General features: G+C 52.1%; 28 protein-coding genes and 1 pseudogene. All 29 read right to left on the reverse strand.

Annotated features, from left to right (window positions below):
• Nucleotide 1: 1 nt before the first annotated feature.
• Complete coding sequence (gene tnpC, locus AC07ZE_RS30905) at nucleotides 2-1507, reverse strand: IS66 family transposase (RefSeq protein WP_057978969.1); 1506 nt, start codon at nucleotides 1505-1507, stop codon at nucleotides 2-4.
• Nucleotides 1508-1544: 37 nt separating this feature from the next.
• Nucleotides 1545-1889: an IS66 family insertion sequence element accessory protein TnpB gene (gene tnpB, locus AC07ZE_RS30910; protein ID WP_020723502.1), complete on the reverse strand. Its 345-nt coding sequence runs from the start codon at nucleotides 1887-1889 to the stop codon at nucleotides 1545-1547.
• Complete coding sequence (gene tnpA, locus AC07ZE_RS30915; protein WP_057978966.1) at nucleotides 1886-2263, reverse strand: IS66-like element accessory protein TnpA; 378 nt, start codon at nucleotides 2261-2263, stop codon at nucleotides 1886-1888. Before tnpA ends, tnpB begins: the two co-directional genes overlap by 4 nt.
• Before the next feature lie 53 nt (nucleotides 2264-2316).
• The gene (locus tag AC07ZE_RS30920; protein WP_082631640.1) at nucleotides 2317-2658 is read right to left on the reverse strand and encodes a hypothetical protein; all 342 of its coding nucleotides are present in this window, start codon (nucleotides 2656-2658) and stop codon (nucleotides 2317-2319) included.
• 100 nt (nucleotides 2659-2758) lie between these two features.
• Nucleotides 2759-3076 carry a hypothetical protein gene (locus tag AC07ZE_RS30925; RefSeq protein WP_057978712.1) on the reverse strand — a complete coding sequence of 106 codons (318 nt, stop codon included), beginning with the start codon at nucleotides 3074-3076 and terminating at the stop codon, nucleotides 2759-2761.
• A 315-nt stretch (nucleotides 3077-3391) separates the two neighbouring features.
• Nucleotides 3392-3532, reverse strand: coding sequence for a hypothetical protein (locus tag AC07ZE_RS30930; protein ID WP_173647487.1), 141 nt, complete (start codon nucleotides 3530-3532; stop codon nucleotides 3392-3394).
• Between the two features lie 63 nt (nucleotides 3533-3595).
• A complete protein-coding gene (locus AC07ZE_RS30935) occupies nucleotides 3596-3772 on the reverse strand; it encodes a hypothetical protein (protein WP_158004328.1) in 177 nt (58 codons plus the stop codon).
• Complete coding sequence (locus AC07ZE_RS30940; RefSeq protein WP_010465784.1) at nucleotides 3762-4046, reverse strand: hypothetical protein; 285 nt, start codon at nucleotides 4044-4046, stop codon at nucleotides 3762-3764. Before AC07ZE_RS30940 ends, AC07ZE_RS30935 begins: the two co-directional genes overlap by 11 nt.
• A gap of 506 nt (nucleotides 4047-4552) precedes the next feature.
• Entirely contained in the window at nucleotides 4553-4804 is a 252-nt protein-coding gene (locus tag AC07ZE_RS30945) for a hypothetical protein (RefSeq protein WP_057978714.1), read from the reverse strand.
• 199 nt (nucleotides 4805-5003) lie between these two features.
• Complete coding sequence (locus AC07ZE_RS30950; RefSeq protein WP_057978716.1) at nucleotides 5004-5885, reverse strand: hypothetical protein; 882 nt, start codon at nucleotides 5883-5885, stop codon at nucleotides 5004-5006.
• Between the two features lie 696 nt (nucleotides 5886-6581).
• Nucleotides 6582-8135, reverse strand: coding sequence for a DNA cytosine methyltransferase (locus tag AC07ZE_RS30955; RefSeq protein WP_082631641.1), 1554 nt, complete (start codon nucleotides 8133-8135; stop codon nucleotides 6582-6584).
• 193 nt (nucleotides 8136-8328) lie between these two features.
• Entirely contained in the window at nucleotides 8329-8637 is a 309-nt protein-coding gene (locus AC07ZE_RS30960; protein WP_057978718.1) for a hypothetical protein, read from the reverse strand.
• Nucleotides 8638-8693: 56 nt separating this feature from the next.
• On the reverse strand, nucleotides 8694-9362 hold the full coding sequence (locus AC07ZE_RS30965; protein ID WP_057978720.1) for a hypothetical protein: 669 nt from the start codon (nucleotides 9360-9362) through the stop codon (nucleotides 8694-8696).
• Nucleotides 9363-9579: 217 nt separating this feature from the next.
• Nucleotides 9580-10041 carry a hypothetical protein gene (locus AC07ZE_RS30970; protein ID WP_057978722.1) on the reverse strand — a complete coding sequence of 154 codons (462 nt, stop codon included), beginning with the start codon at nucleotides 10039-10041 and terminating at the stop codon, nucleotides 9580-9582.
• A gap of 390 nt (nucleotides 10042-10431) precedes the next feature.
• Nucleotides 10432-10893: a hypothetical protein gene (locus AC07ZE_RS30975; protein ID WP_057978724.1), complete on the reverse strand. Its 462-nt coding sequence runs from the start codon at nucleotides 10891-10893 to the stop codon at nucleotides 10432-10434.
• 398 nt (nucleotides 10894-11291) lie between these two features.
• Complete coding sequence (locus tag AC07ZE_RS30980; protein ID WP_057978726.1) at nucleotides 11292-11726, reverse strand: hypothetical protein; 435 nt, start codon at nucleotides 11724-11726, stop codon at nucleotides 11292-11294.
• A gap of 99 nt (nucleotides 11727-11825) precedes the next feature.
• Complete coding sequence (locus AC07ZE_RS30985; RefSeq protein ID WP_057978728.1) at nucleotides 11826-12761, reverse strand: hypothetical protein; 936 nt, start codon at nucleotides 12759-12761, stop codon at nucleotides 11826-11828.
• A 187-nt stretch (nucleotides 12762-12948) separates the two neighbouring features.
• The gene (locus tag AC07ZE_RS30990) at nucleotides 12949-13764 is read right to left on the reverse strand and encodes a hypothetical protein (protein WP_057978730.1); all 816 of its coding nucleotides are present in this window, start codon (nucleotides 13762-13764) and stop codon (nucleotides 12949-12951) included.
• An 82-nt stretch (nucleotides 13765-13846) separates the two neighbouring features.
• On the reverse strand, nucleotides 13847-14269 hold the full coding sequence (locus AC07ZE_RS30995; protein WP_010466604.1) for a hypothetical protein: 423 nt from the start codon (nucleotides 14267-14269) through the stop codon (nucleotides 13847-13849).
• Nucleotides 14270-14340: 71 nt separating this feature from the next.
• Nucleotides 14341-16146: a VWA domain-containing protein gene (locus AC07ZE_RS31000; protein WP_057978732.1), complete on the reverse strand. Its 1806-nt coding sequence runs from the start codon at nucleotides 16144-16146 to the stop codon at nucleotides 14341-14343.
• A gap of 69 nt (nucleotides 16147-16215) precedes the next feature.
• A complete protein-coding gene (locus AC07ZE_RS31005; protein WP_057978734.1) occupies nucleotides 16216-17442 on the reverse strand; it encodes a DUF3150 domain-containing protein in 1227 nt (408 codons plus the stop codon).
• A gap of 200 nt (nucleotides 17443-17642) precedes the next feature.
• Entirely contained in the window at nucleotides 17643-17966 is a 324-nt protein-coding gene (locus AC07ZE_RS31010; RefSeq protein WP_125919922.1) for a DUF5983 family protein, read from the reverse strand.
• Nucleotides 17967-18021: 55 nt separating this feature from the next.
• A complete protein-coding gene (locus AC07ZE_RS31015; protein ID WP_057978735.1) occupies nucleotides 18022-18486 on the reverse strand; it encodes a hypothetical protein in 465 nt (154 codons plus the stop codon).
• An 11-nt stretch (nucleotides 18487-18497) separates the two neighbouring features.
• Complete coding sequence (locus AC07ZE_RS31020; protein ID WP_057978737.1) at nucleotides 18498-19532, reverse strand: AAA family ATPase; 1035 nt, start codon at nucleotides 19530-19532, stop codon at nucleotides 18498-18500.
• Between the two features lie 198 nt (nucleotides 19533-19730).
• On the reverse strand, nucleotides 19731-20744 hold the full coding sequence (locus AC07ZE_RS31025) for a YqaJ viral recombinase family nuclease (RefSeq protein ID WP_010466595.1): 1014 nt from the start codon (nucleotides 20742-20744) through the stop codon (nucleotides 19731-19733).
• Nucleotides 20745-20813: 69 nt separating this feature from the next.
• Nucleotides 20814-21977, reverse strand: a complete 1164-nt coding sequence (locus tag AC07ZE_RS31030; protein WP_057978739.1) for a RecT family recombinase — start codon at nucleotides 21975-21977, stop codon at nucleotides 20814-20816.
• A gap of 177 nt (nucleotides 21978-22154) precedes the next feature.
• Nucleotides 22155-22517, reverse strand: a pseudogene (gene ssb, locus AC07ZE_RS31035) (single-stranded DNA-binding protein); the annotation flags it as partial.
• A gap of 226 nt (nucleotides 22518-22743) precedes the next feature.
• Nucleotides 22744-22932, reverse strand: coding sequence for a hypothetical protein (locus tag AC07ZE_RS31040; RefSeq protein ID WP_010466589.1), 189 nt, complete (start codon nucleotides 22930-22932; stop codon nucleotides 22744-22746).
• 111 nt (nucleotides 22933-23043) lie between these two features.
• On the reverse strand, nucleotides 23044-23355 hold the full coding sequence (locus AC07ZE_RS31045) for a hypothetical protein (RefSeq protein ID WP_125919923.1): 312 nt from the start codon (nucleotides 23353-23355) through the stop codon (nucleotides 23044-23046).
• Nucleotides 23356-23566 lie beyond the last annotated feature (211 nt).

Genomic DNA, 23566 nt, shown 5'->3' on the forward strand with positions numbered 1-23566 from the left:
ATCAGGCAGCCTCGCAGAACTCAGTAAGTGTGAGAGAAACGTTCCAGGGCAGCAGTTCGTCGACCCGATTGATCGGGTAGTCGGCGATGCGCTCCAGCACGTGTGTCAAATAGGCTTGCGGGTTCAGGTCGTTGAGCTTGGCTGAACCCACCAGGCTGTAAATCGCAGCCGCTCGTTCTCCGCCGGCATCGGAACCGGCAAACAGGTAGTTTTTGCGGCCCAGCGCGACGGCGCGCAGCGCCCGTTCGGCGGCGTTGTTGTCGATTTCGATTCGGCCGTCATCGCAGAAGCGCGTTAAAGCCTGCCACCGGTTGAGGGCATAGAGGATTGCACCGCCCAATGTCGATTTTTTCGACAGTTGAGCCAGCGTCTGGTTAAGCCACGCGTGCAGGTGCTCCAGCAGTGGACTCGCCCGACTTTGCCGAACCGTTTTTCTATGATCTGGCGGTTGTCCTCGGATCTCGCTTTCGATGGCATACAGGGCCGCAATCCGTTGCAGCGCCTCGCCAGCAAGTGGTGAAGCCTGGTCTGTGTAGACATCGTAAAACTTGCGGCGGACGTGAGCCCAGCAGGCGGCTTCCTGAATGGTGCCTGTAGCATACAGCTGAGCAAAACCGGCGTAGCCGTCAGCCTGCAAGATCCCGCTGAAGCCCTTGAGATGAGCACGGGGATGTTGCCCCTTGCGATCCGGCGAGTAGGCAAACCATACAGCCGCCGGCGTCGTGTAACCGGCAGGTCGGTCGTCCCGCACGTATGTCCATAGGCGAGCCGTTTTGGTTTTGCCGTTGCCCGGCGCAAGTACACCAATCGGCGTGTCGTCAGCATGGACTTTATGGCCGCTCATGACATGACGCTCAAGGGCGTTGATCAGCGGCCTGAGCAATTGACTGCTCTGGCCGACCCAGTCGGCCAGAGTTGAGCGCTCCAAATCCACGCCCTCACGGGCGTAGATCTCGCATTGTCGATACAGTGGCAAATGGTCAACAAACTTGGAGACCAGCACGTGGGCCAGTAGCCCAGGGCCTGCAAGGCCTCGGGCTATCGGGCGACTCGGCGCCGGTACCTGAGCGATGTGCTCGCAGCAGCGGCAAACCAGCTTCGGGCGAACATGGCGGATCACTTTGAAACGCGCTGGGACGTACTCCAGCACCTCAGACACATCCTCCCCCAAGTGGCGAAGTTTCCCACCACAACCAGAACACTGTGATTCGGGCTGATGGACGTGAATTTCGCGAGGCAGGTGTTCAGGTAATGGCTTGCGCCGAGAGACAGGGCGAGGTGGCGGTTCGGTTGGCGGCGTCAGTTCAGTCTGGCTGACTTGCAACTCTTCAAGACTCAGTTGGAGCTGATCGATCATCGCGTCCAGTTGCTCGGAGCTGCGACCAAACTGCATACGACGCAGCTTGGCGATCATCATTTTCAAACGCTCAATCTCTGCCCGCTGGGCAGAGACCAGAGCCTTCAAGGCTTGAAGATCGTTAGGCAGGGAGTCGGTCGCGAGAGTCATGACCGAATGTTACTTGGGATTTTTTCAGCGTGGCAAGTCAGACCGCGAGGACGGGTGCTGTACGAATTGGCCTGCGCCAATCAATGCCTTCCAACAGCATCGACAACTGCGCAGCCGTCAGCGACACGCTGCCGCTGGTTGCTTGCGGCCAGACGAAGCGTCCTTGTTCCAACCGTTTGCAAAACAGACACAACCCGTCGCCGTCCCACCATAGCAATTTGATCCGGTCACCGCGCCGTCCGCGAAAAGCAAAGATCTGACCGGAGAACGGATCGGCTTCAAGCTGAGTCTGCACCAATGCCGCCAACCCATCGAAGCCACGGCGCATGTCCGTGACACCGGCAGCGATCCAGATGCGGGTTCCAGCGGGCGGGGCAATCATCGCAGTAACTGCTGCAAGACGGCTTGCAGCGTCTGCGGATCTGGCGTGCCAGTGATGCGCAGCTTGGCTTTTCCCGCCTCAACAACGATCACGGAATGACACTCTGGCGGTGACTGAATGACTTGCGGTAAATCTATTGGCACCTCGATCACCTGGACAGGCAAAAGCGTTGCACTCTGGCTGACCGGGCCGAACAAGCCCTCTTGATATTGCTGCCGCCAGCGAAACACCAGGTTGGCATTGACGTCATGTTCGCGAGCGATCAACGACACGGAGGCGCCAGACTGGAACGTGGCTTCGACAACTTTGCGTTTGAACTCTGGCGGGAAGTTGGGGCGGCGACCGGGTCGACGGGCTGGGGCAATGATATCCAAGATAGCGTCCACTAAAAAATGATGGACACTATTTTTGCTAATTTTGGAGGCTCTCAGGAGTGGGTACTGGCCGGACGGTTACGCCTCAACTCGGATGCAGGAACATTACGACATTCCGCCGAGATCTGGTGAACCAACTCAATATGCTCACGGAGATGCTCCGTGGTAGTGATTCCGCGCTCACCGAGCCCTGCATCGATCTCCAGCTGAGAAATTCCAGCCAAAGTCGCCAGATAGTGAGGTCGATCTCTTCGATCCAGCAGAAGGGAATCTGCGAATCCCTCCTCCTCCCCGTTTGGGAACAACCGACGCTTACGCTGCTCGATGATTTCACGATAGTGTGAATACCGAAGCTGCAGATCTTCAGTCAGTTTGTGGACAGGTTCATAATGCATAGGGCCTCCAGCAGTTGATGCCGAGACCGCTCCCAATCGGGAGAGGCCCCGACTGGGTTTGCTGCAAATTGCAGCTGTAAATGCACCAAGGTGCAGTTTGTTACCAGGTTGCTTCCACAGCCTCGAACATCATATGAAGTCGAAGTAGCGGATGCGTGAGAAGCCATTCTCTGGATTCAGTGGTGTACTGGACAAGAAGGTTTACAAGGCGGCCGTGCTCATCGAGCTCAGCTTGCGTTGAAACCTTAACCAGACGCATCCGACATTGAATTGAAAGCAATGTTTGCCTCTCATCCATCGTTAGAGTGTCTTCTGCACTGCATTCAATTCCGTTGGACATCATGCGCGCAACTCGTCCAGGCAGGGACGCTGCAGCGGCATTCAAGCCTGCTGCTTCAAGCTGTTGAAAAATGTTCATAGGGACCTCCGGGAAAAGGAGATCTCATGCCCATAGGGGATAAGAACCCCCATGGGTGAATTGGCGAATGCCAAAGTGATTGCTACATAGAGCTGCAGCTGACTATCAGCCTAGAAAACGCATTGCTTCCAGGTGGGATTCAATATCGACATCCAACAGAAGTTGCCTGAAAAATGTCGATATTGAACCCATCGAATTAGATGAGTGAAGTAATCAAATGAGAATCGGCTGGCCTACAGGAGGCGACCACAAACGGGGTGGAACCCGATCGGGTGGGAAGAAAGTTGCCCCTCGAAGAGGGGCAGATTTGAGCTATCAGCGGTTCTTCTTTGCTTGCTGGCGTACAGCTTTTGCACCAACTACAGGTGCGAAGAAAATTGCCGGAGCAGCTTTCGCAGCAACGGCAAACTCAGCCGCAAAGCCTTTGACGAAGTCTACAAGGTATTTCCGAACCATGATGAGCTCCTCGCTACGTTCATGATTTGAGCATACTCCTTGAGACCACGTCAGACAATGCAATCAGGCCCGCTTTGGGGTGTCGCCACGTGGTCCGTTTCTTTCACGTAACTTGCGCCATTGCTGAACCACCCCTTGAATCGCTCCACGTGCGGGAGCGAAATAAATCGCCGGCGCTTCAAGAGCCGCTTTGGCAAACTCATCGAAGCTATCAACGATCCAACCTGTATTACTCGCCATCCTTCATCTCCTTAAACGCACTGAGCGCCGTAAAGGCTAAATGTGAAAGAAACAAAGCACAGTCGACCATTAGGATGGTGCGTTCCAGCACTGAAAGGACGCTGATCGTGAACTCATCAACGTGATATTCCTTAAGTGTGTGCACGAGCCAGCCGAGCGCAACCGCGGGTGTAGCCACGATAACGAAGATGCCGCTCCCGATGATCGAGTGCGCCGCGAAATGAGCCAAAGGCGCATACCACGGTTTCTTGTGCGGAGACGAATTGTTCTCCATAGGTACCTCCATAGAAGATGCAGGGAGGTCACCACCCCACAGGGATGGATGTCCCTGCGGATTTTGGAATGCTGATGAGAAAGTGCTCAGCTTCACTACTCAACCTGGTCACATGACCGGGCAGAAGATTCTTTGTTACCAGCTAAAACCACTTTGGAAATTGTTGAATTTCCAAAGTGGTTTCCGAATCAGCAGCCTAGGGCATGTGCCCTAGGATGCGATCAGATCCTGCCCTTGCGGAGAGGAAGTGCTGCAGTGCAATTGTGAGTTGGACCGCGGCGGATTTGAAGCAGGAAAGCCTAAGAGTCGAGTCTTGAAACACTATCCACCAGGTTGATGGTTGTGTTCCTCAACAGTACCCATAACGCTACAGCAGGTGCCCAGTAACCAATTGAAGATTGCTTGACGCCACGCTTGAAGCCACGGATGAAGTTATCCATTGGCGAATCCCTCTGTATTTCCTGTTTGTTTGGTAGGCGAGCTCGAGCCGCCTCATTGAGTCAGACTCAGCCACGCAGCTGTTTGCATGCCTTCCAGGTAGAAAAAAGCACCCACCAAGAAACGAACACGCAGTCCGCTACCAAAAGCAAAGATTCTATGAACCCGAGGAAGGGAACGAGATGTTTGCCAGCCTCAAAGCCACCGACCCAGTGGGTTACAACTGAGATCAGCAGACTAGCGAGAGCAAGTATTACGAAAAATACGATGCCCATTAGGATGTGGGCGAAGTACTCCCCCAACAATTCAAGTTTTTTCATGTGTTAACTCCAGAAATGGACGGAGCTAACACCCCAAACGGAGTGCCAAACCCCGTCGGTTGGTTTATGTGCTGATCAAGATGAACAGCTTTTCAGATCAGACGCACATTGGTCTGATTGAAACCGCTTGAGCAATTTGCCCTTGCCGAAGCGGTCTCTTCATCACCCCGGTTACCCGGAGTGATGTGAGATTCATTCTCTAGGCTGCGAGCCGATAGGTGCCTGGCGCAACACGCTCAAAAAATCGAGCGTCTTGGCAGACCTGGCGGATTTTCGCTTCCCAATGTTGATTGGCCCGTGTCTGAGCGTAAGGCGCAATCAGTTCATTTATTTCCCGCAGGTGCATCACTTTTCCGCCCTGCAGAATTCGCCTTACAGCAGCCCTCCAGGTGGTACCGATCATCGAGGACGCTCGACGATCAACCTTGGCCAGGAAGAGAAGAGAACTTTGATCCTTTCTGAAAACCAGCAGTTTTTCGTGAGCGATCCTGACGATATTCCCATAGGTTTTTTGATCAGATAAACAGTTGTGCTGAGTCTTGATAATCTCATCAATCAGCTTTCCTGGAGCCACCCGCTCGACCAACGAAGACAGGTTGTAATACTCCCCCTTTCTCCTCAAATTACCCATGAGGATTCCGTAGGTACCGCCCCGCTCCATCGAGTCGTGGATATTCATGATCGCAAGCTCTAGGGCCTCAACAAAGTCGTTCATGGCCATGCGGCTCATGTCCCATTTGTTTGGCTCTCCCCACATGTTTCCACTGTACGTGATCATGTCCAGGTAAGCCGGGTGCCAAAAACAGCTGTGTGCTTCCTCTCCAAGAAACTGACCGACATCGTCAAGGAGGAGATTGAACCCCTGGTGTAGGTCTGTTCCTTTGAAACGAAGCCCCAGTTCCTTGGCTACGTCTACGGACGTCCCACCGCCGATGCTTGGGTCAAAGGCTAAGCCTGCTTTGTTCCGGTGATAGGTCTCGAAGAAACCTCGGATGACGTGCCCACTGCAGTTGCCGCGGTACTTGTTATCACCCCAAGGTCCACGATTTGGAAAGGACAGGACAAAGGATTGAAATTTCATGGTTTGCACTCCGATTTAGGAGGGCACCACACCCAATGGGAGTGATACCCCCAAAGGGTTTTAGAAGTTGATTGAGAAATGCTGAATTGCTGTCAGCTAAGCGATCTGCAGTCGAGCAACGACTGCGAGAGGCAATTGCTTTCGCAAACCTTGCTTGGGAAAGAAATCGCGGGGATGGTGGTGTTCACAAGAGTGCTGATCATCCAGCTATGCAGATGAGGCTGAGCAGCCTCGGCGAAACTATACGACAAGAAATCGCGAGATGGTAGAGGCTTCACCCGCCCGAAAGGACAGGTGAAACCGGATCAAGCCGCCATAAAGCGATTGGGTGAGAAGACCCGTGCGTGGCCCCGCTCGTAGTAGTTGAGGAGAGTCTCAAAAGGCTCACCTCGCTCCTTCACACTACGAAAGCAGTGAGTGCCTGAGATTGGCGTATCACGAATCAACTCAATCACCTTTCCGTCATCAAGCTCCCAAAGAAAAATCGTACAGGACTCCGTCTTGGCCGTCCCACGTCGAGTCATTTTCCGATCGCCCATCATCCGGGCTGCAAGGAGTATTGGGTTCATGCATGGCACCTATGGTTAAGGCGGACATGCACCTCTGACGGGATGAATGCCCGTCAGGGTAAAAAAGGTCAGCTAGACCTCACGTAGTTAACGATGAATACCATCGCGAACGTGGTTACAGAGTTTGCTAGGCGAACTCTAGCGCTACCTGGGAGGGGGAAGGCTGACTGGTGATCGACTGCGGCACCTGATCTGCTTTATTCCCTACTTCCAGAATTACATCCCAATCTGTAACGCCATCCTTAGCAGTCTCCTGCCCAGGAAAATCAATCACGCCGGATGCAACCAGCTCGTTGAAAACGGGCTTTGGCTTTTGATGTGTCAGCGCCAGACCGAGGCTATATCCCACCGCCTCAAAGACCGGCCCAATAACAGACTGACCTAAGAGTTCATGCGCCGTTGTTTCTGAAAGCCCCTCAATAAGACTTTGGGGAACACCTTTCAAACGGGCATGCTCATGCGGCGTGAAGAGACGGGAGAGGGTCGAGTTCTCCGGGTGTTGAAGATGAGGATCAGTACTTCTCACCTTCTGATAACCCCGAGTCATCGTGCCCACTGATGTACTGTCATAGCTGATCAGCTGACGACGAAACCCCTTGCCATTGGCCTTATCGCGCTCCTCCTTGATAGCGAGGTACTCATACGCTTTCCAGCGGTCCGAACTCAGAGAAATATCGCTGTCAAGAATGTCAGCAACTGTCTGCGTTGTTTTCTTACCCTTCTCAGGGAAAGAAAAGTCCACATCAAGCCCCTTCGTAATGGCAACAAACACCATTCGCTCACGAGCCTCAAGAACGCCAAAATCCGTACCAACGAGAACCGTTTCGTACAGGTTGTAACCTCTTGAAGTCAGGGTGCTGCGAATCACTGCCATGCCGGCGGAGCTCGCATAATCCTTGACGTTTTCAATCAGAATTACTGCTGGATTGGAGGCTTTTGTAAAATCAAGGAAGTCGTTGAACAGCGTTCCTGCCGTATCGTGCTCTTCAGCATGCTTGATCTTATTTTTCGCCTTGCCGGACCGGCTGGCGCCCGTGCAGGGTACTCCACCGACGACCATCGACAATTGAGGAATGGCATTGCTCATGTCCAGGTCGCGAATGTCCGAGCAGACAGCGATTGAGTCAGCGCTCCATAGCTCTTGATTGTTGCGCAACGATGCATCCAAGTAGTCGCCATTAATCTCAACGCCTACCTGAATAAACGTTGCTACTCCGGCAGCTAACAGGCCTGAGTGCAACGCTTTATCGAGTACACCTCCGCCGTGGAAAAGCGAGCCACATGCCAATTTTTCCTTATTGGCCAGTTTCTGCTTAAGTCGCTCCACGCGCTCCCGAATCTTCATCTCAACATGCAGCGCTGAGATCGCGAGACGACCATTACGAATCACCACACGAACTTTCTCGCAGCCCTCATAGAAGGACTTGAGCAGCTCGGTGCGAATCTCCAATAGTGGGGTGATCAAACCGTTGCGCTCACGCTTGGAGACGGTCACAAGCCCCTCTTCAACCGAACCATCATCAACCGGCACCAGCTCGATGCGTTTTTGTGTTTCATCGCCTCGAACCAGGTACTTCGCACCGATCTTAATGCCAGCGTGAACCAGCTTTTGACCTTCCATCCAGACCCGAGCAACGCCGCTTCTGGATTCGCCAATTGTTACGTTCAAAATAGTCGTCATGGTGATACTCCGGTTATGCAGGAGCACCACCCCCAAGGGGATGATTGCCCCTGTGGGTTTTAAAGTGCTGACGATCGCCAGCTGTTTTTCTCGGCCGCTCACATGAGCAGTCGAAGAATCCTTGCGTATATCCTTTGCGTAGACAAAGGAAAGAATTCTTTCGTTGTTGCCGGCCCAAAAAGGGCCGGCACATTTAGGTTTTTTGATTGAGCAGCACGCTAAAATCTTCAGCCGTGGGAGGCCACACAAGGTCCTCAACAAGGCGATCGACATCTACATCACATAGGGACGTAACCTCATCCCCATTTGTGGCCAGGTCCTGCATTTCATCTGATCGATTAACGGGATCGCACATCCCCTTCTCTTGCCAAAAGCGCAAAGCCGCAATCAGGGTATGGCGAACCTCTTCATCACGGACGAAAATCGCCGGCGCTGCAGAACTCGTACTCTCAATACCACCGTCAGATTCATTCTGTGTGGCCAAATTCGAATCGGTTGTCATCTCACACTCCTAGAAATGGGAGGAGCAACGCCCCTAAGGGACGATGCCCTCAGGGGTCAGGCCAGAACAGCCAAGTCTTTCACGCTTTTCACGGCCTGAACTTCAGGCGTCACGTCCTTCACGGACTCGACAACTTGCCCGTTGGCGAACGAAAGCCTTAGCAGATCTAACGGTTCCTCAGACGTCACGTCATCCTGATGCAACTGATTCACAACAGTGATTTTGGTGATGTCCGGCAAGCCAAACGTCTGAACTTGTACTGGGTTTCCGTCATTGAGAATCACTAGGACCTGCGGTGCAAGGGCGTCCAGATTGGAGTGATTAGCCATAACCGCTCGCATGTATTCGTCGTGCACAACGTGGAACTCGCCGGCGGAATAGCCAAGGCAACCTTGGATATGAAGCCAAAGAGCACTCAAACGGGTGAAGCGACCAAAGTTTGCGACCCAGTAGTTCTTCAATCCCGCTTTGACGAGGAACATCAAACAAGCGGAAATATCTACGTCACCATCGATCACGCAACCCAGATGGGTTGCATTTACAGGAACCTGCGCTGAAAGAAGTCCAGCGCTGTAATCCCGAAACGATGCCTTGAAGGCCTCGAATAGGCTTCCAGCAATCGCCTCGGATGCATTCGGGATGTCCCCAACGCGCTTGGTTGCTGATAGAAAAACAATTGCCCGACCATCGTTGGTATGGGAAATCCAGGCGTGTAAGTTATTCATGATGCAGCTCCGTGATGGAGCAGAGCCATGTCCCCGGTGCGGGGTCATGAAACCCTGCAGGGTGATTGAAGTGCTGGTAACACCAGCTAGTTTTCTCTGACGCCTCAAGGCAACAGATAAATCCTTTCACCAAGCCAAGATTATTTGGCTTGGTCAAAGGACTGTTGGATGACGCGTGAGAAAGCCCGACAACCGGGCTATCTCACGCGAAGTATTTCTACATCACACCAGAGCTTTCAAACGAGAGGCCGGCCAATTTAGCGACATCGGCCTTGGACTGAAGCGGAATCCAGCCCTTCTCTACTTCGAATTTCCCGCCAACAAGAACCTGAAAGCTTCCACCTTCATACGGCCCATAGATCTTAGGGAATTTTACGATTTGTGAAACGTCACGCTGCCACTCAGCAAAAAGCCACTGATTGAAAGCCGCAACAAACTCGTTCGTGAGGAGCTCAGGTGGATAGCAAGTCACCATTCCAAGTTTTCCATTTACTTGCAATTCCCAGTCAGCCTCAGAAATTGTTGCGGGCTGAATGTACGGCTGGCGTTCAACACGGCACATGAGCCGTACACATTCGCCTACAGAGCGTCCATTTGGAATGGTAGCTTCATAGCTGAAAACGCCCTGGTAGCTGCTTACAAATCGAAATCCGTATTGGGTGTCGGTGATGCACGTCATGGTTTCTCTCCTGCGAAAGAGAGAGCCAAACCCAAGAGGGGCTTCGCTCCCTCGAGGGTGTTTTTTTGAATGGTGAGCTCATCAAACCAAAAGATTGATGAGGCCAATAGATTGAATCCGCGCCACGTCACGGCGCCCACCATTAATGACTCAGTGGTGTCCGTGGTGAGGAATCTTGGGTATTAATTTGAAGTGGATGCAGCTCTTGTCTAAGAGCTTCCCCTCACGGATGAGGTCCGCATGGGATGGGGTATTTGCTGGAAGTTCAGCTGAGAACAGTCGGTTCAAACCGAATGAAACCGCCAACGATTGTGCCTGGCGATCACATGCTGTGCAAGCCACCCGATAGCACACAAAAGTAGCCAAACCCAATGAAACAGGATTCGATACTCACTGAATATCAATCGTTGGGTCGATGGCCACGTCAGGAGGTATGCCGGCCAGGCCCCTTACCTCCTCAAAACTTTGTAATCGCCTCCACCCCGTCGGACTGTAGACAGCGCCCACATAGACCTTGAATCCCTCAGGGATAAATCCCTTAAAGCGTTCCGGCTGCTTTAGCATTTCACTTACTTGAGCTGACCACTCCTCGTATCGCAAGCGGTTGAACATCGCGATGAAGTCGGTAGTCAGCCTCGACGTTGCTGCGGTTACGAACCCGACGGCACCTTTCACCGAGCGCTCAAACGATTCCTTGGACAGGTTTGAATATTCGGGGTAGCGCTCCTTTGCAATTTGCACCGCTACTCGAAACTGCTCACCGGCGAAAGCACATTCGTAGGTATGCCGGCCTTGGTAAGACAGCAACCAATGAACGCTCGAACGGTGCGCTTGAGTGGATTTATTAAGCATAGGGTCATCTCCAGAAGGCAGCCCCCTCCCCCAACGGGAAAAAGGCCCGCAGGGGTTTAATCGGCTTATGCCGGTGCTGAGTATTCAGCTTTTCCTGTCAGTACACACTGACAAAAGAAAACATATTCCGGAGCGGTTTCATGCTCTGGGATATGCTCTCAAAACGCCCCCCCGACTAAGGGGGGGGCAGCTATACATTGAACGTCACTTTCCGGATTTCAGATACTCATCAATTGCCTTAAGCCCACGCGGGTCATCGGGCAAAAGCGCGTACCAGGAAAGATTGCCATACCGGTCAATCACCGCTTTATCAGCCAAAAGTATCTTTGAACAGAATGGGCTTCTGAAAACCGAGATCTGACCTTCGTACTGGATAGTCTCCTGCGAGTTACAGCCGCTCACTTAGAGGCCACCTTTGAGCTGGTGCGAACCCACCCCGCACCCTGCTGATAGACAACGGGCATCACCGTTGGGAAGGGGAGCAGAATTGAATCGCTGGGAGGAATATCCCCATAACGCTCAGGCTGGGTTGTAAGGCGCTGCACCCGCTCAACATGAGCCAAATGCCGCCACTCATTGAAAGCCAATACAAGCTCATCGGGCACGACTGTGTTGTCCATAAAGCTGATCGTGTCCCTTCGACCAATCACATCCCGAACAAACTCCTCGTCATTCAACCCAGAGAAGTACTCCCGCCGCCCCTCATAGGAATTGTCACCGACGACTAGCTTGAGTTGTTTTCCATCGATCCAGCAATCGTGCTCCCATGTCCCGTGGTACCGGAGGCCTTGTCTAAACCGAATATTGGGGTTTTGGTTAATAATTTTAGTCACTGCTTGCTCCTTGTTTGAAGCAAGAGCCCGCCCCGAGAGGGACAGAGCCCTGCTGGGTTATGTGTGATGCGTACCCCTTTAGTAAATCGGGGCACCGCGTTAAATGGCAGGTACTGAAAACTGTGTTTTCACACACTGATTCACGAAATTTATCTGCTCATCCGCGTTCAATCGGTCGAATCCAATTGTTAATTTGCGGCCGGCAACATCTCTAACAAGCGACATACCACCGAGATACACTGCTGTCGCTGGCATCCTGACGGTGAGAACAATTTCATCAGCACTATCGTCACCGGTGTCCTCAGTTGCGAGTTCAAGAGCTGAATGCTCGAGTCCAAAATGGCTCGCAAGTGCCTTAGCACCCTGGATTGTCGCCACCTCTGGTACGCCGTATTTGCTAGCGTTTGGGTACGACATATTCAGGTGAAGTGCCGATGCGCCAGCAACATGAGTGCGATCTATCAATACGCGACGCCCCGTAAGGGCGTGCACAGCTGCCCCTAGATCAGCATCCTGAAGGCCATCGGACGTGTCGACATCGAATGTTACTTCAACGGTACATTTCGACAGGTCCAGATCACCTTGGTGATTTAAGACATCTCGAGTTTCGAGACTCTCGACAAGCTCATCAAGGACATTCCCTAGATACAACCCCTTCCCGTGAATTACGGCAGCATGAACCGCAATACTAAGGATTTCTGAGATTGCAGCTGTGCTGAGCGCCGGCCTAATTTCACCATAGAGTTCGCCAAAGCGGTCTAGGGTGGATAGCGTCAGTTGAATCGTCACCTCGCCGGTTGTCACAAGTGGACGATCAAGTTCGCAGATTTGCATGCGAACCTGCTTGAGAAAGCCAGAGTCGACCACCGTTAGGCTGGTGTCACAACCAGCATCGTCGGCAGAGGATATGAGTCTTTCAGCGGCTTCCTGAAGGGACTCCAAAGCAGTCAGATATGTAAACAGCTCTGGGGGAACAGATATTCCCTGGCCACTGAGAACTGTGAGGTATTTTCGAACTGGATTCATGTTGGACATAGCGACTCCTAGAGAGTGAGGCCATACCCCCCCAAGCGGGAGTATGAAACCCCACTGGGTATTTAAATGCTGATATCAGCTACTCAAGCGTCGGAACATCCGAGCGCAATGAATCCTTTTTTGACAACGATAGGCTCTCGAAAAAGGACTCAGCCAGGGCCGCCGATTGGCGACCCTGGCTGAACTACTACTTATCCTGCGATGGCTCAGGTGCACGTTGATGAACCTTTGCTACCCAGGTGTTGCGCTCTACCCACTTCTTGACAGTGATAACAGATTGATCAGGCTGAACCTCATCAACCTCGACCTCGACAGGCTGCTTACCAACACACTTCAAGGAAATGCGATCACCACGCTTAATGCTGTGAAGATTCACAACACGCTCAAGGTCTATACCCCAAACGTAGTTATGTTGACCAAGGCGAACCAGGTACGACATTGATTCCTTCTGGTCAAACTTGTAACGATAGCGGCCGACCTGCCGAACCACACCCGTCTTAGCATTGGACCAGTCAATCCCCTCGGAATCGTCCACCAATTGCTGTTGAGGTTGATCAACCCGATCAGTACCGGCTACCGCTTTTATTGAGCTCCCGCCATTGCGAGGGGAGCTCATTGCCGAGGTAGGCTGGCCATCGAAGTCATCATCAATGCACAGATTCGCATAGTCATCCAGGGTGCCTAATGGAATCTCATCCAACAGATGATGACTTGCAGCTGGCATTGGATGATCAAGATCACCACTTGTAAAACGAGGAGCCGGCGGCATCTCATAACCCGCGAAGGGCCTACGAAGATTTGCCGGAAACGAGCGAATTGACTCACCCGCTGCCTTGAGAACCTCAAAACGCTTTAGAAAGTCCCTGCGACGTTCGCAGTTCATCTCCTGCTGTTGTGAAGCCATAGCTATGAACTCAGCTCTGGAGCGATTGTGAGCGGCTTCCTGATAGGGAAACAGTTCAATGCACAGAGGTTGAATGGTATGAGCTTGATTGAAACGCATGGGTCTTCTCCGGTTTGGGAGGAAGCTCCTCCCCAATGGGAAAGATCGCTTCCCATTGGGTTATAAAAATTATGCGGCCTGGTTAGGCCACTTGTTGAAGCTGATCAATCACTTTTTCACGACGGCAGAGATGAACAAGGGATTCGCGAAGCTCGTCCCCCCTTACTCCTGCAAAGTAAGCACAGACCATAAATGAAAATGGCCCAACACTTTCGCTCATGATCCACCCCCATCTGTCACGACGAGTCGCGACTGCTGCACGCTTGTCCAACAGGACATGGCATGCCTCATAAAGGAGCTTCTCTCGAAGCAAATCAATGTAGTCATCAGTCCATTCGAACTGCTCCAACTGATCCTCCGGCATAGCCAGGAGATCTAGGTAGAGCTGCTCAATGTCAGCGTTGGTAAGGATCTTTTTTGGGCGTCGGGTTTTCGGTAATTGCTTACCTAGCACCTGACGCCCCTCAGGGATGAATCCCTCTCCTAAAGCTAAAGCAAATTGCATGGTGGAACCTCCGGGTAGGAGGAGGCGCACCACCCCTACGGGGGTGATGAGCCCCCTAGGGTTTGCCGTTTTTATGCGGCTTGGATTAGTACCTGTTGTACCAGGTTATTCAGAGCGTTCCGTAACTGGCATAGGTCAGTAAGGAACTCCCAATGGTTGTCACCGAAAATATCCTGAAGCTTTCTGGTGTTCGCTGATCCAAAAGCGATAGCAAACACCTCGATTCCAGAAGCACGGCAACGATCAACCATGGTTCTTGCTGAGTCAGCATGATCCGGATCACCGTCGGTAATAACGATCATTACCTTCCGCTCACCTTTGGCTTTTAGAAGATCACCAGCGGCTGGCCACATTGCGTTAGACAATGGTGTTGACCCGCGGGGAACCTGCCCAAAACGGCCCTCGCGGAAAGCGTTGGCCAGGTTCTGACTATGCCGCTTCAGCACACCGACTGCGCTCTCACGACCGTGGTTCTTTGGAAAGATCATTGCTCCTGTGGTTACACCGGAAATACCTTCCAAAGCCGTCAAAATTGCAAAGGCACTTTCTTCGGCGATCTGTAGCGCAGATTTACGAGCGTTAATTACTGCCTCGCGCTCGGTATCTGATAGCACGTCAAGGTTTTCGTTCGGACCGACAATTTTCATCGACATCGAACTAGAGCCATCCAGAACTAACTGAATAGCGGCATTCGTCCGCTGCACAGGTTCTTGTCGCCGGAAGATCCGGTTTTCCCCAACCCGCACCCGTGCAAGACGACTGCCCTCGATTTTGCTGCCGCTACTTCTCAGACTTGCACGCGCGTTACGAGAACCTTGAATCAGACTGCTCATAACCTGGCGGAGCCCCATGGAAGCGGCCTGGCCATTTTTAAAGACGCGCATCGCCTGCAGCTCAGAACCGATTGGGTCTTTTATGACCAATGAAGGTACTGGCGTTTGATGATCTACAACCTTGGCAACCATGTCGGATGCCAAAGATGCGACATCAGAAATGGCATCTTTCAAGTCGTCATCGGATGCAGAAAGGATCTTCTGTTTCAAATTCTGACCATCAGAAACACCACTCGCAGGGCTTCCGGACTTAGCTGGATCGTCCTTATCATCCCCTTCATCTCCAGCGCCACAACCATTGCTTTTGGGTTGAGAGACTTGATCCTGATCGTTGCCATCTTGATCGGGTCCAGGTTCTCCACTTGATTGCTGTGGCGACTGGTTCTGCTGGGGTTGAGGCTGTTGAGGTTGAGTCGGCGGCTTCTGTTGATCCTCCTCCTCACCTAACACATCCAACATCCGGTGGGTTATTTGATAAACCGCCTCAGTATCAGGCAGATCGGCGACTTGGCTTAAAAGCCCAAGCACCTTCGTGCTCCTCCCGACACCGAAAACCTTCTTGAGCTCCGGTTCGATAATTGCCGCCTCAGCTAGCAAAGGTTGACTCAAAAGCCGAGCCCGACCAATGATCAAACATGCGTTCATCAAGAGTGTTGCTTCGTTCTGACCGCTAAAATCACGCCCTCCGGCAAGCACCTCCTTGACCATCACCGTAAGGGGATGAATCGTGGAAAAATGCTCAGCCATCATCCGTTTTTCAATCCGGATGTCCTCGAGCATGTTCATGAACCGAACGATGAACAGTGCTTCAGCCTCAGCCTTGTCATACACGGCATCGTCCGAGTACTTGATATGAGCAGATTCATGCGCTGTCCAACCTAGCGCGACGAGGATCATTGTCTGAGACTCATCGGTAAGCATTGGAAGATACAGAACCTTATTTTTGGTAGCGGGCTGATTTCCACCCCACACCACTGTCACGCCCAAATCATCGGTGTAGTAACGAGCGATGATTGGAAAAGCATTGTTCAAAGACTTTTGCATAGGCACCTCCAGAAAGTGGAGGCACTCCAACCCCAAAGGGGCTAGAGCGCCCCGAAAGGGTTGGTTTGATTAAAGGCAGAAATCCATGCTGTCGACCGCAAATGTATCGGCAGCCACCACGTGATCAAACACCTCATTGGAAACCACTTGAGGAGCTACATCATCAGCATTCGCCTTCTCCGCAGCGGCGTTGATCGCAGTGTTCTGAACCTCGTGAGCCAATGAAGCCAGCTCGTTTACGTTCAGGGTTGTCAGATCGGCGCCGGCCATAAGGTCAGCAAACGATGTTGCAGAGGTCTCAGCTACGAGAGCTGAATCCATCGCTCCAGCCAACACATCAAAGGCTGTTTCATCGTCCAGGATGTTGAAATCGGAGAAATCCGGAGTTGTGTCATCCGACAGTTGAAGTGTTGGATCAACGAATGCACCTGGTGCATCCGCATTCGACTTCTGGAAGAGCCCCGCCATTTTCAGGATTTTGGTCTCGTCAGACAAAGTAAGTATCAGGGACAACAAATCCTGAAAATCACTTCCCTTGTAAGGCCCCGATTTTGGAAGCTTACCGATCACATTGGTCATGTAGTCGGCAACCAACGAAACACCAGGGTTCAAAAAGGCCAGTGAAGACAGCTTTTTGTGCATTTTCAGCATCGAACTCACCGCCTTTCTGCTCACGGAGTCCTTACCAACAAAGCTGTTATCCAGTAGATCTTCAGCAGCATCAGCAATTTCTCGGAACAGTTGGCCGGAGAGACCATTGACCTCCTGAGCCAGACCTTTCGCAATGCTAGGGTTCGAGGTGTCAGGAGCAACGCGGCAGAGCGTGAAGCGAAAATTAAATTTATGGGCAACCACATCCTTTGGAGTTTTGGCACTCAATACTGCCGAACGCCATTGAGGGTTAGCCCATTTGTTGACCCAAGCATCGAAATTCGAATCGTAGGCCTTGATAAAGGCAATACGCTGATCTTCAAATTTGCGCTTAATGTCCTCAAGCTCAGCAGCAACCTCCGGTGCAACCTCATCTGGAAGACCGTAGCCCCCCAGAAAACGTACACCGTTAAGCTCAAGCAAACGAACTGCCCTACGCTTGAGATTTTCGAACTCTTTGAGCTCGTCTGAGTTGATGATTTTCTTACTTCCGAGGGAAGCAAGTTCAGAAGGAGGCAGGGTTACACCTGCTCCAAGATCCTCTGTACGAAGCTTCTTCCTGCCCGACCAAATGCTGACATTTAGGTCGACCAGCAGAAGCTTGCTGAGAGTATCGATTTCTTTTACGGGTGATGAAATTTGCATGAGATGCCTCCGGGTATAGAGGACGGTCTCGCCCCGACGGGGTAAGAACGCCCCGATGGGTTTTGATAGGAAATGCTGTTTTATAGTGAACAGCTATCACTTCACAAGGCCACTCACATAAGCGACCAGAGAACCTTCTTTGCTATAGCCCGACTATAGCAAAGGAGGCTCGAATGAGGGAGCCCTTACGGGCTCCCTTACTACCACTCGAATTGTGGCACGTCTTCATCCAGATACCCGTCTCGATCAAACCCCAAGTAGGTAACATTCTCCTCTGGAGAAATGCACCAATTGAGGATGTCTCGAAACTCGGTTGAAGCGCCGGATTCGATGATGCCTCGCACGGTCAATTCACCGATCGGAATTACAAAACCATAGCGAGTTTTAAGCACCACAGGGCCATTCCACCCTTCACAGTGAAATCGCTGAAAATGCCGCGCAGCGAGATGCTCAAGTAGCTCGGCATCGCTTTTCCGAAGGTGATTGGTGCAAAGCTCTACTGATTTGCAGGTTGGAAGATTCATTGATGCTCCGAGTTATTTAACGGAGCTCTCCCCAGCGGGAAGAGCCCCGCAAGGGTTAGAAACAAAAGTCTACTTCACCGGCTGCCTGCGAACCGAAATCCGCACTAGCCAAGCTAGATAGATCGATCGGACGAGGTAGCGCACCTAGCTCAACAAGAGCTTTGACGCATGCATCGTATTGCCCTGGTTCCTGACCAACGATACTCAACAGATAAGCATCGACTTGTTTAGTGTCGCCGAAATTCAGAGCGGCGCCATCAGTATCTGACAGCGACAGAACCGGGTTTGAGTTACTAGCGTCGCCGAGGTGATGAGCAACAGCGACCAACAGAAGAACCAAGTTGCGGTCCTCAATGAGATCAAGCTCACCGGCGCCCACTGGGGTAAACATACGGTCGTGAAGATCTGATACAGCGCCCGCAAGACCAAGCACAGCAGCTACAGAGTCGAGACTCTGCAGTGCTTGCTTGATGGTTTCACGGGCCTGAACCTCACTTACAACAGAGAAGAACAGGCTCATTTTTCTACCCCTTAGCTAACCACTGGATCAGCGCCCCAAGCACTACCAAACTTGTCTTTAGCAATGGTATGGAGAACCAGACGCATCGCTTTGTCAGCACGGTTGCTCAGAGACTCACGCAATGCTTGAGCCAAAGGTGAAGCGAACGGGAACGAACCCGAATTAGCATTTGCAGCTTTGCTGTAGGTAATGCCCAAACGGGCCCACCGCAGCAGGGTACGAGTCGAGAAGGTCACCGTAATGCCCTGCTCACCAGGTTGGAGATCCATTTCTGGGTTGCCAACAAATTGTTTTCGTACCTGGTTAGCGATGTCGACCATGGTTTCCAAAATAGAGATATCTACAGTCGGCATTGTCGATTGAAGAATCGCCATCTCAGATGCCTTATCAATGTAGGGCACCTCAAGCAACCGAATACGATCCCACGACGCAAGGTTCTGCGAGAGGGTACCGTTGTAGAGCCCAGTCTCGTCACCTTGGCCGCGGGTATTCCCCGTGATGCAGAAACGGAAATTCGGGTGAGCGTGAATGATCTCCCCTCCGTTATCTGCAAGCACCAGGTACCCACCTTCAAGCACGGCATTCAAACCTGCGAAAACGGAGGGATCCAGTACGTCGGCTTCGTTCAGAAGGAATATTGCTCCTTCTTTCATCGCCAAGGCCAAAGGACCATAACGAAACACGGTGCGTTGATCACCAGTCACGGGATCACAATCGAGCCCCATCTGTCCGACAAGCTCAGGAATCTCCATACGGGAGTGAGCATCAATCGTACGAAATGGCCAATTCAAGCGAGCTGCGACTTGTGCAACGATTGAGGTTTTGCCAGCACCAGTAGGGCCAACAAGTCCCAACGCATCCCCACCAGGATTGACGAGGAAATTCATTACCGGCAACCGAAGTTCAGGGCGGAATAGGTAATGAGGGTTAACGCTTGGAACAATACCCATCAACTCATGATCGGGCGCAAAGCCTGGGGCTTTAACATCGCCTTGGGGACCTTGGATGCCGAACGACCTGAGAGGGATAATGGATTGAAGTTTCATGGTGTATCTCCGGTTTGGAGGGACACCACACCCCTACTGGGATGTGAGTGTCCCAGAGGGTTTAGATATTTTGCTGTTGAGCGAACAGCTGCGCTATCGTCCTTTGCCACATGGCAAGGAACAGATTCGAAAGACTCTGGTAAGGAAACCCTTACCGCAGCCTTCAGAAAGAATACAAGGGCCCGGGGGCCCCTGTTTCTATATGCAAAATGCCTGATCAGTCTCATCAAAGTCAACTGTCTGAAGAAGCTGCTCAAGCGGTGCTGTAGTGATCGGCGTCTGTGCATTCACCGTAATCCTGACCCTCTCCGAAGACGCGCCGCGGAAAGCATCAAGGCTCTCTGCAGGATAGTTTGGATGAAGCGAAGTGAATGCTTCCTTCCATCTCACATAACCCTGCTGGTTGTAACGACAAACTCTGACCCCTGAAGCCTCTGCAAGGAGGTAATCTCCCATCAAGCTGACAAAGCCCTGCTGGAGTTGCTCGCGTTCAGCCTTCAGTTCCTTGATACGTACCTCAAGTGATGCAAGCTCCGAGTCAAGCGCTGCCGCCTTGGTAGCGTGGCCTTCCCACTCAATCAAACCGCCCCCAGTAGGAGTAAAGTAATCACGTTCAGGATCCTTTTCTGGCTCCTTATCCGCGACGACACTAGCCCAAAAACCAAGCGATGCTTTCAGAATGAGTTGGATTGCTTGATCGCTTCGAGTGACCTCGAAAACGATTGGCTGATTGCGAGTATGGTAGAAGACAAGATAACCAAAATCAGCCCCTGATACGGCCAGCTGATGTTGAACCTGCCACCAGTACAGACGGTAATGCGATGACTCCTCGCCTTGCTCCGCAACCTCATTGAAATTCGAGTCAGCCAAGATTTTGATCTCAACCGGCCGCATCGTATCCAACTCCACCCCATCGAAGCTTGCCCGAAGCAAAGGATGAAGGGTTGACTCTCCACAGTACGGCATTAGCACCGTGTCGTATTTGTCCTGGAACCACGCTAACGCATGAGGCTCCAGCATGATTGCTAACCGGACCTGAGGGATCATCGATAGATCCAACGAAGCCACACGCCCTGTGAGCTCGGCCCACAAGCGCCAGCGAGTTTTGTTCGGATGATGACCAAGGATTACAGCTGCAGACGTCGCAGTGACTCCTTGTGCCCGCCAGGCATGCCATTCCGGCGTGCGTTGTCGCAAGTCCACAATTTTCATATTCACCTCCAGATTTTGGAGGGACCCAGCCCCAACGGGGAGGAATCCCCGTAAGGGTTGGGCTAGGCATTAGGCTGAAGCCTTCTGCCGCTCTTGATACTCAGCCTCCCCCCTCTTGAAGAGAGCGAAAGCTTCGGCTTGGAGATCGTCGCGGAGATGGGCCTGCGCCCACTCGGTAGCGGCATTCCAACTGCCATTTTTCATGGTTCGATCGTAAACGCTCTGAATCCGTTTTTTGATGACTTCAATAGGATCACCTCTTCCATCAGGTTTGGAGTTTTCCAGTGGAATACTAGGCCCTTGAGGTTGAGGATCAGCTGACTGCACTGTCGCACCATCAACATGTTTCGGAGCGTCTGCATCGACGACACCTTGCGGTGCCTCGTTTTGTTGGCCGTGCTCGTACACGTTTCCACTTAGATCGACCACATTAGGTGCATGGGAGGTTCCATGCATATCTCTTGCAGCAGTCGCTAGCGAAATCGGCCCAGTGCTGAATCCCTCATCGGCTTCCTCATTCAGGTAGCTAATAACGTTCTCAAGCACCGGACTGGTTTTAGGCCAGTACTTCGAAGCACTCTTGATTCCTGTCTTGATGGCCATCGGCTCAAAATGAGTTTCCCACGGACCACGCTTGCTGGGATCGGTATGCTGAAAGGCCTTTGAGAGCGATCGAGCGGAATACACATCCTCCGCACTAAGAGGGTCGACGACCAACCTGCCAGACGGCAGGTAAGCTTTGACGTATACCCCCCGAAAACTGCCACGATCTTTCTTGCTAAGAAAAGGATCGAAGACATGATCAGGCTCGGCTGTTGGGCCGTTGTAAATGAACCGATCACCGCTATAAACGGCTTCAGCAACCACCAGGTCAACAGCACGAGAATCCGTGGCGATTTTCATGAGACCGCGATACGAGACATCGGCAATTATCTTGCCCTGACGCGGAACCAAAAATGCGAGTCCGAGCGCAGGGTTGAGCGACAGACCAGATGATGCAATTTGCTGCATCGCCAGGTTAAAGCTCCACTCATTGCTGGCAGCCGTTTCGTACAAAGAAGGGTTAGACATCATCGCGTGATACGCAAATAACGCCTCTTGAGTGAAAACCATTCGGCTGTTGAGGGACGAGACGATTTTCTGAAAATCGTCTTTCGCCTTCAGGATAAGATCGTTAGCTTTCTCAGGCGTGAAGGCTGCCTTAGGACGAGCTACATATTGATTTCTTGACATTGGAACCTCCGGGTTAAAAGCGGAGGCGATCCCCATTCGGGGATTGCACCCCGCGTGGGTTTTATTGCATTTCATGAAGTGTCAAACACGTCTCCGAGCTATGAGCCCAACGAGGCAGTGTTCGATGTTTGGCCGGTTACAACTGGCTGTTAGTTACGCCTGACGCGATTCGGGTGTACCTCTAGAATCACCGCTTGGGCGGGAACCCAAAAGTTGAAGGGTACCGTGCATGTCGACGACAACCTCTGTCGTATAACGCTTGATACCGTCCTTCTCCCACTCACGTGTTTGAAGCTTGCCCTCGATGTAGACCTGAGAGCCTTTGACGACATATTCACCGGCAATTTCAGCGACTCGTCCGAAAAGACTCACACGATGCCACTCAGTTTTTTCAACCTTCTGACCAGTTTGCTTATCAGTCCACTGCTCAGATGTAGCCAGGCTGAGGTTAGTAACAGCATTCCCATTAGGAAGATATTTCACCTCGGGTACCTGGCCACTGGTACCAACCAAAATTACTTTGTTTACGCCACGAGCCATGAAGATCACTCCACGTTTTCGAGGCGTACCAACCCAACTGGGAAGGAATGCCCCAGAGGGGTTATTAGGGTGCTGGATAAAGCAGTCCAGCTTCTGCATCTGATGGGCCACAAGGACCACCAGAAATCCGTGAAGTGAGTTCGGAAGATTCTTTTCCATCGCAGCCGTGCAGTCGATGGAAAAGAAGCCTCAAGGGGGAGCCAGCTCCCCCCAGCCACAAATAGAGCTACATCGTTATCCCGATCTCCGCGGCTTCCGGAATAATGTTGTTGAACACAGCCCATCGCTTTAAATAGCGAATGTCGAGTACATCGGGTGACACCGTCTGAGCGATATTTTCTGGGACCTTTACGGTTCCATCGCTCACAAGAAGCTCCCGCAGCTCCATCAAGTAGATTGCTTGTAACTGATTCATGGTGGGGCTCCTCGCCAGGTGGTCCACCGAAACCCTCCAAGAAGGACTTTGGTGGACCACCTAACGGTGGCCCCTGCAGCACTACGCCCTCAAGAGGGCGCAGTCCATAACTTAACTTTGAAAGCTAAGTGTTTTGCCAAGACGCAGGTAAGCCGGCTCGTCGTAGACCGAGTAATCGATCCCCTTCGGAAGCCGGTTGATACGGGTGGCACCTCGCAGAGCGAAGATGTCACTTTTCTCAAGACCAAGCGTTGCTTGAGCTGCTTTAGCTGGAGCGGCCTTACTAGGCGACACCAGAGAAACATCAGTGGCTTCACGACCGATCGTAGGCTCCTGGCGAGGAGTTACTTTGCGACGACGTGTAAGCCAGAGATAACCAATAACCAAAGCAGCGACCAAAATGACTACAGGAAATGTATTCATTATGCGATCTCCCCATTCGCGCGCATACGCAGGGCAAAGTGAGTTGCTGAAGTGTTGGCAGATTGAACGACGCATACGACCAAAGATGCTGGCCGAGGAGCGAAGGTAAGCAGGTTGAGCTTAGCGAGAGAAGTTTTCATGGAGGCCTCCAAAAAAAAGAGCCTTCCATCCCTAAGGGGACAGAAAGCCCCTCTAGGGTTAGGTCATGACC

The sequence above is a fragment of the Pseudomonas sp. GW101-3H06 genome (assembly GCF_059424605.1).

Excerpts from the sequence above, each read along its gene's own strand:
- AC07ZE_RS30975 (WP_057978724.1), bottom strand. The coding sequence starts at position 10,893 with ATGCTTAATAAATCCACTCAAGCGCACCGTTCGAGCGTTCATTGGTTG.
- AC07ZE_RS30965 (WP_057978720.1), bottom strand. The coding sequence starts at position 9,362 with ATGAATAACTTACACGCCTGGATTTCCCATACCAACGATGGTCGGGCA.
- AC07ZE_RS30920 (WP_082631640.1), bottom strand. The coding sequence starts at position 2,658 with ATGCATTATGAACCTGTCCACAAACTGACTGAAGATCTGCAGCTTCGG.
- AC07ZE_RS31025 (WP_010466595.1), bottom strand. The coding sequence starts at position 20,744 with ATGAAAATTGTGGACTTGCGACAACGCACGCCGGAATGGCATGCCTGG.
- AC07ZE_RS30950 (WP_057978716.1), bottom strand. The coding sequence starts at position 5,885 with ATGAAATTTCAATCCTTTGTCCTGTCCTTTCCAAATCGTGGACCTTGG.
- AC07ZE_RS30925 (WP_057978712.1), bottom strand. The coding sequence starts at position 3,076 with ATGAACATTTTTCAACAGCTTGAAGCAGCAGGCTTGAATGCCGCTGCA.
- AC07ZE_RS31005 (WP_057978734.1), bottom strand. The coding sequence starts at position 17,442 with ATGCAAATTTCATCACCCGTAAAAGAAATCGATACTCTCAGCAAGCTT.
- AC07ZE_RS31040 (WP_010466589.1), bottom strand. The coding sequence starts at position 22,932 with ATGAATCAGTTACAAGCAATCTACTTGATGGAGCTGCGGGAGCTTCTT.
- AC07ZE_RS31020 (WP_057978737.1), bottom strand. The coding sequence starts at position 19,532 with ATGAAACTTCAATCCATTATCCCTCTCAGGTCGTTCGGCATCCAAGGT.
- AC07ZE_RS30930 (WP_173647487.1), bottom strand. The coding sequence starts at position 3,532 with ATGGTTCGGAAATACCTTGTAGACTTCGTCAAAGGCTTTGCGGCTGAG.
- AC07ZE_RS30990 (WP_057978730.1), bottom strand. The coding sequence starts at position 13,764 with ATGCGTTTCAATCAAGCTCATACCATTCAACCTCTGTGCATTGAACTG.
- AC07ZE_RS31000 (WP_057978732.1), bottom strand. The coding sequence starts at position 16,146 with ATGCAAAAGTCTTTGAACAATGCTTTTCCAATCATCGCTCGTTACTAC.
- AC07ZE_RS30955 (WP_082631641.1), bottom strand. The coding sequence starts at position 8,135 with ATGACGACTATTTTGAACGTAACAATTGGCGAATCCAGAAGCGGCGTT.
- AC07ZE_RS30995 (WP_010466604.1), bottom strand. The coding sequence starts at position 14,269 with ATGCAATTTGCTTTAGCTTTAGGAGAGGGATTCATCCCTGAGGGGCGT.
- AC07ZE_RS31010 (WP_125919922.1), bottom strand. The coding sequence starts at position 17,966 with ATGAATCTTCCAACCTGCAAATCAGTAGAGCTTTGCACCAATCACCTT.
- AC07ZE_RS30945 (WP_057978714.1), bottom strand. The coding sequence starts at position 4,804 with ATGAAAAAACTTGAATTGTTGGGGGAGTACTTCGCCCACATCCTAATG.
- tnpC (WP_057978969.1), bottom strand. The coding sequence starts at position 1,507 with ATGACTCTCGCGACCGACTCCCTGCCTAACGATCTTCAAGCCTTGAAG.
- AC07ZE_RS30940 (WP_010465784.1), bottom strand. The coding sequence starts at position 4,046 with ATGGAGAACAATTCGTCTCCGCACAAGAAACCGTGGTATGCGCCTTTG.
- AC07ZE_RS30970 (WP_057978722.1), bottom strand. The coding sequence starts at position 10,041 with ATGACGTGCATCACCGACACCCAATACGGATTTCGATTTGTAAGCAGC.
- AC07ZE_RS31030 (WP_057978739.1), bottom strand. The coding sequence starts at position 21,977 with ATGTCAAGAAATCAATATGTAGCTCGTCCTAAGGCAGCCTTCACGCCT.
- tnpB (WP_020723502.1), bottom strand. The coding sequence starts at position 1,889 with ATGATTGCCCCGCCCGCTGGAACCCGCATCTGGATCGCTGCCGGTGTC.
- AC07ZE_RS30985 (WP_057978728.1), bottom strand. The coding sequence starts at position 12,761 with ATGTCCAACATGAATCCAGTTCGAAAATACCTCACAGTTCTCAGTGGC.
- AC07ZE_RS31015 (WP_057978735.1), bottom strand. The coding sequence starts at position 18,486 with ATGAGCCTGTTCTTCTCTGTTGTAAGTGAGGTTCAGGCCCGTGAAACC.
- AC07ZE_RS31045 (WP_125919923.1), bottom strand. The coding sequence starts at position 23,355 with ATGAATACATTTCCTGTAGTCATTTTGGTCGCTGCTTTGGTTATTGGT.
- AC07ZE_RS30960 (WP_057978718.1), bottom strand. The coding sequence starts at position 8,637 with ATGACAACCGATTCGAATTTGGCCACACAGAATGAATCTGACGGTGGT.
- AC07ZE_RS30935 (WP_158004328.1), bottom strand. The coding sequence starts at position 3,772 with ATGGCGAGTAATACAGGTTGGATCGTTGATAGCTTCGATGAGTTTGCC.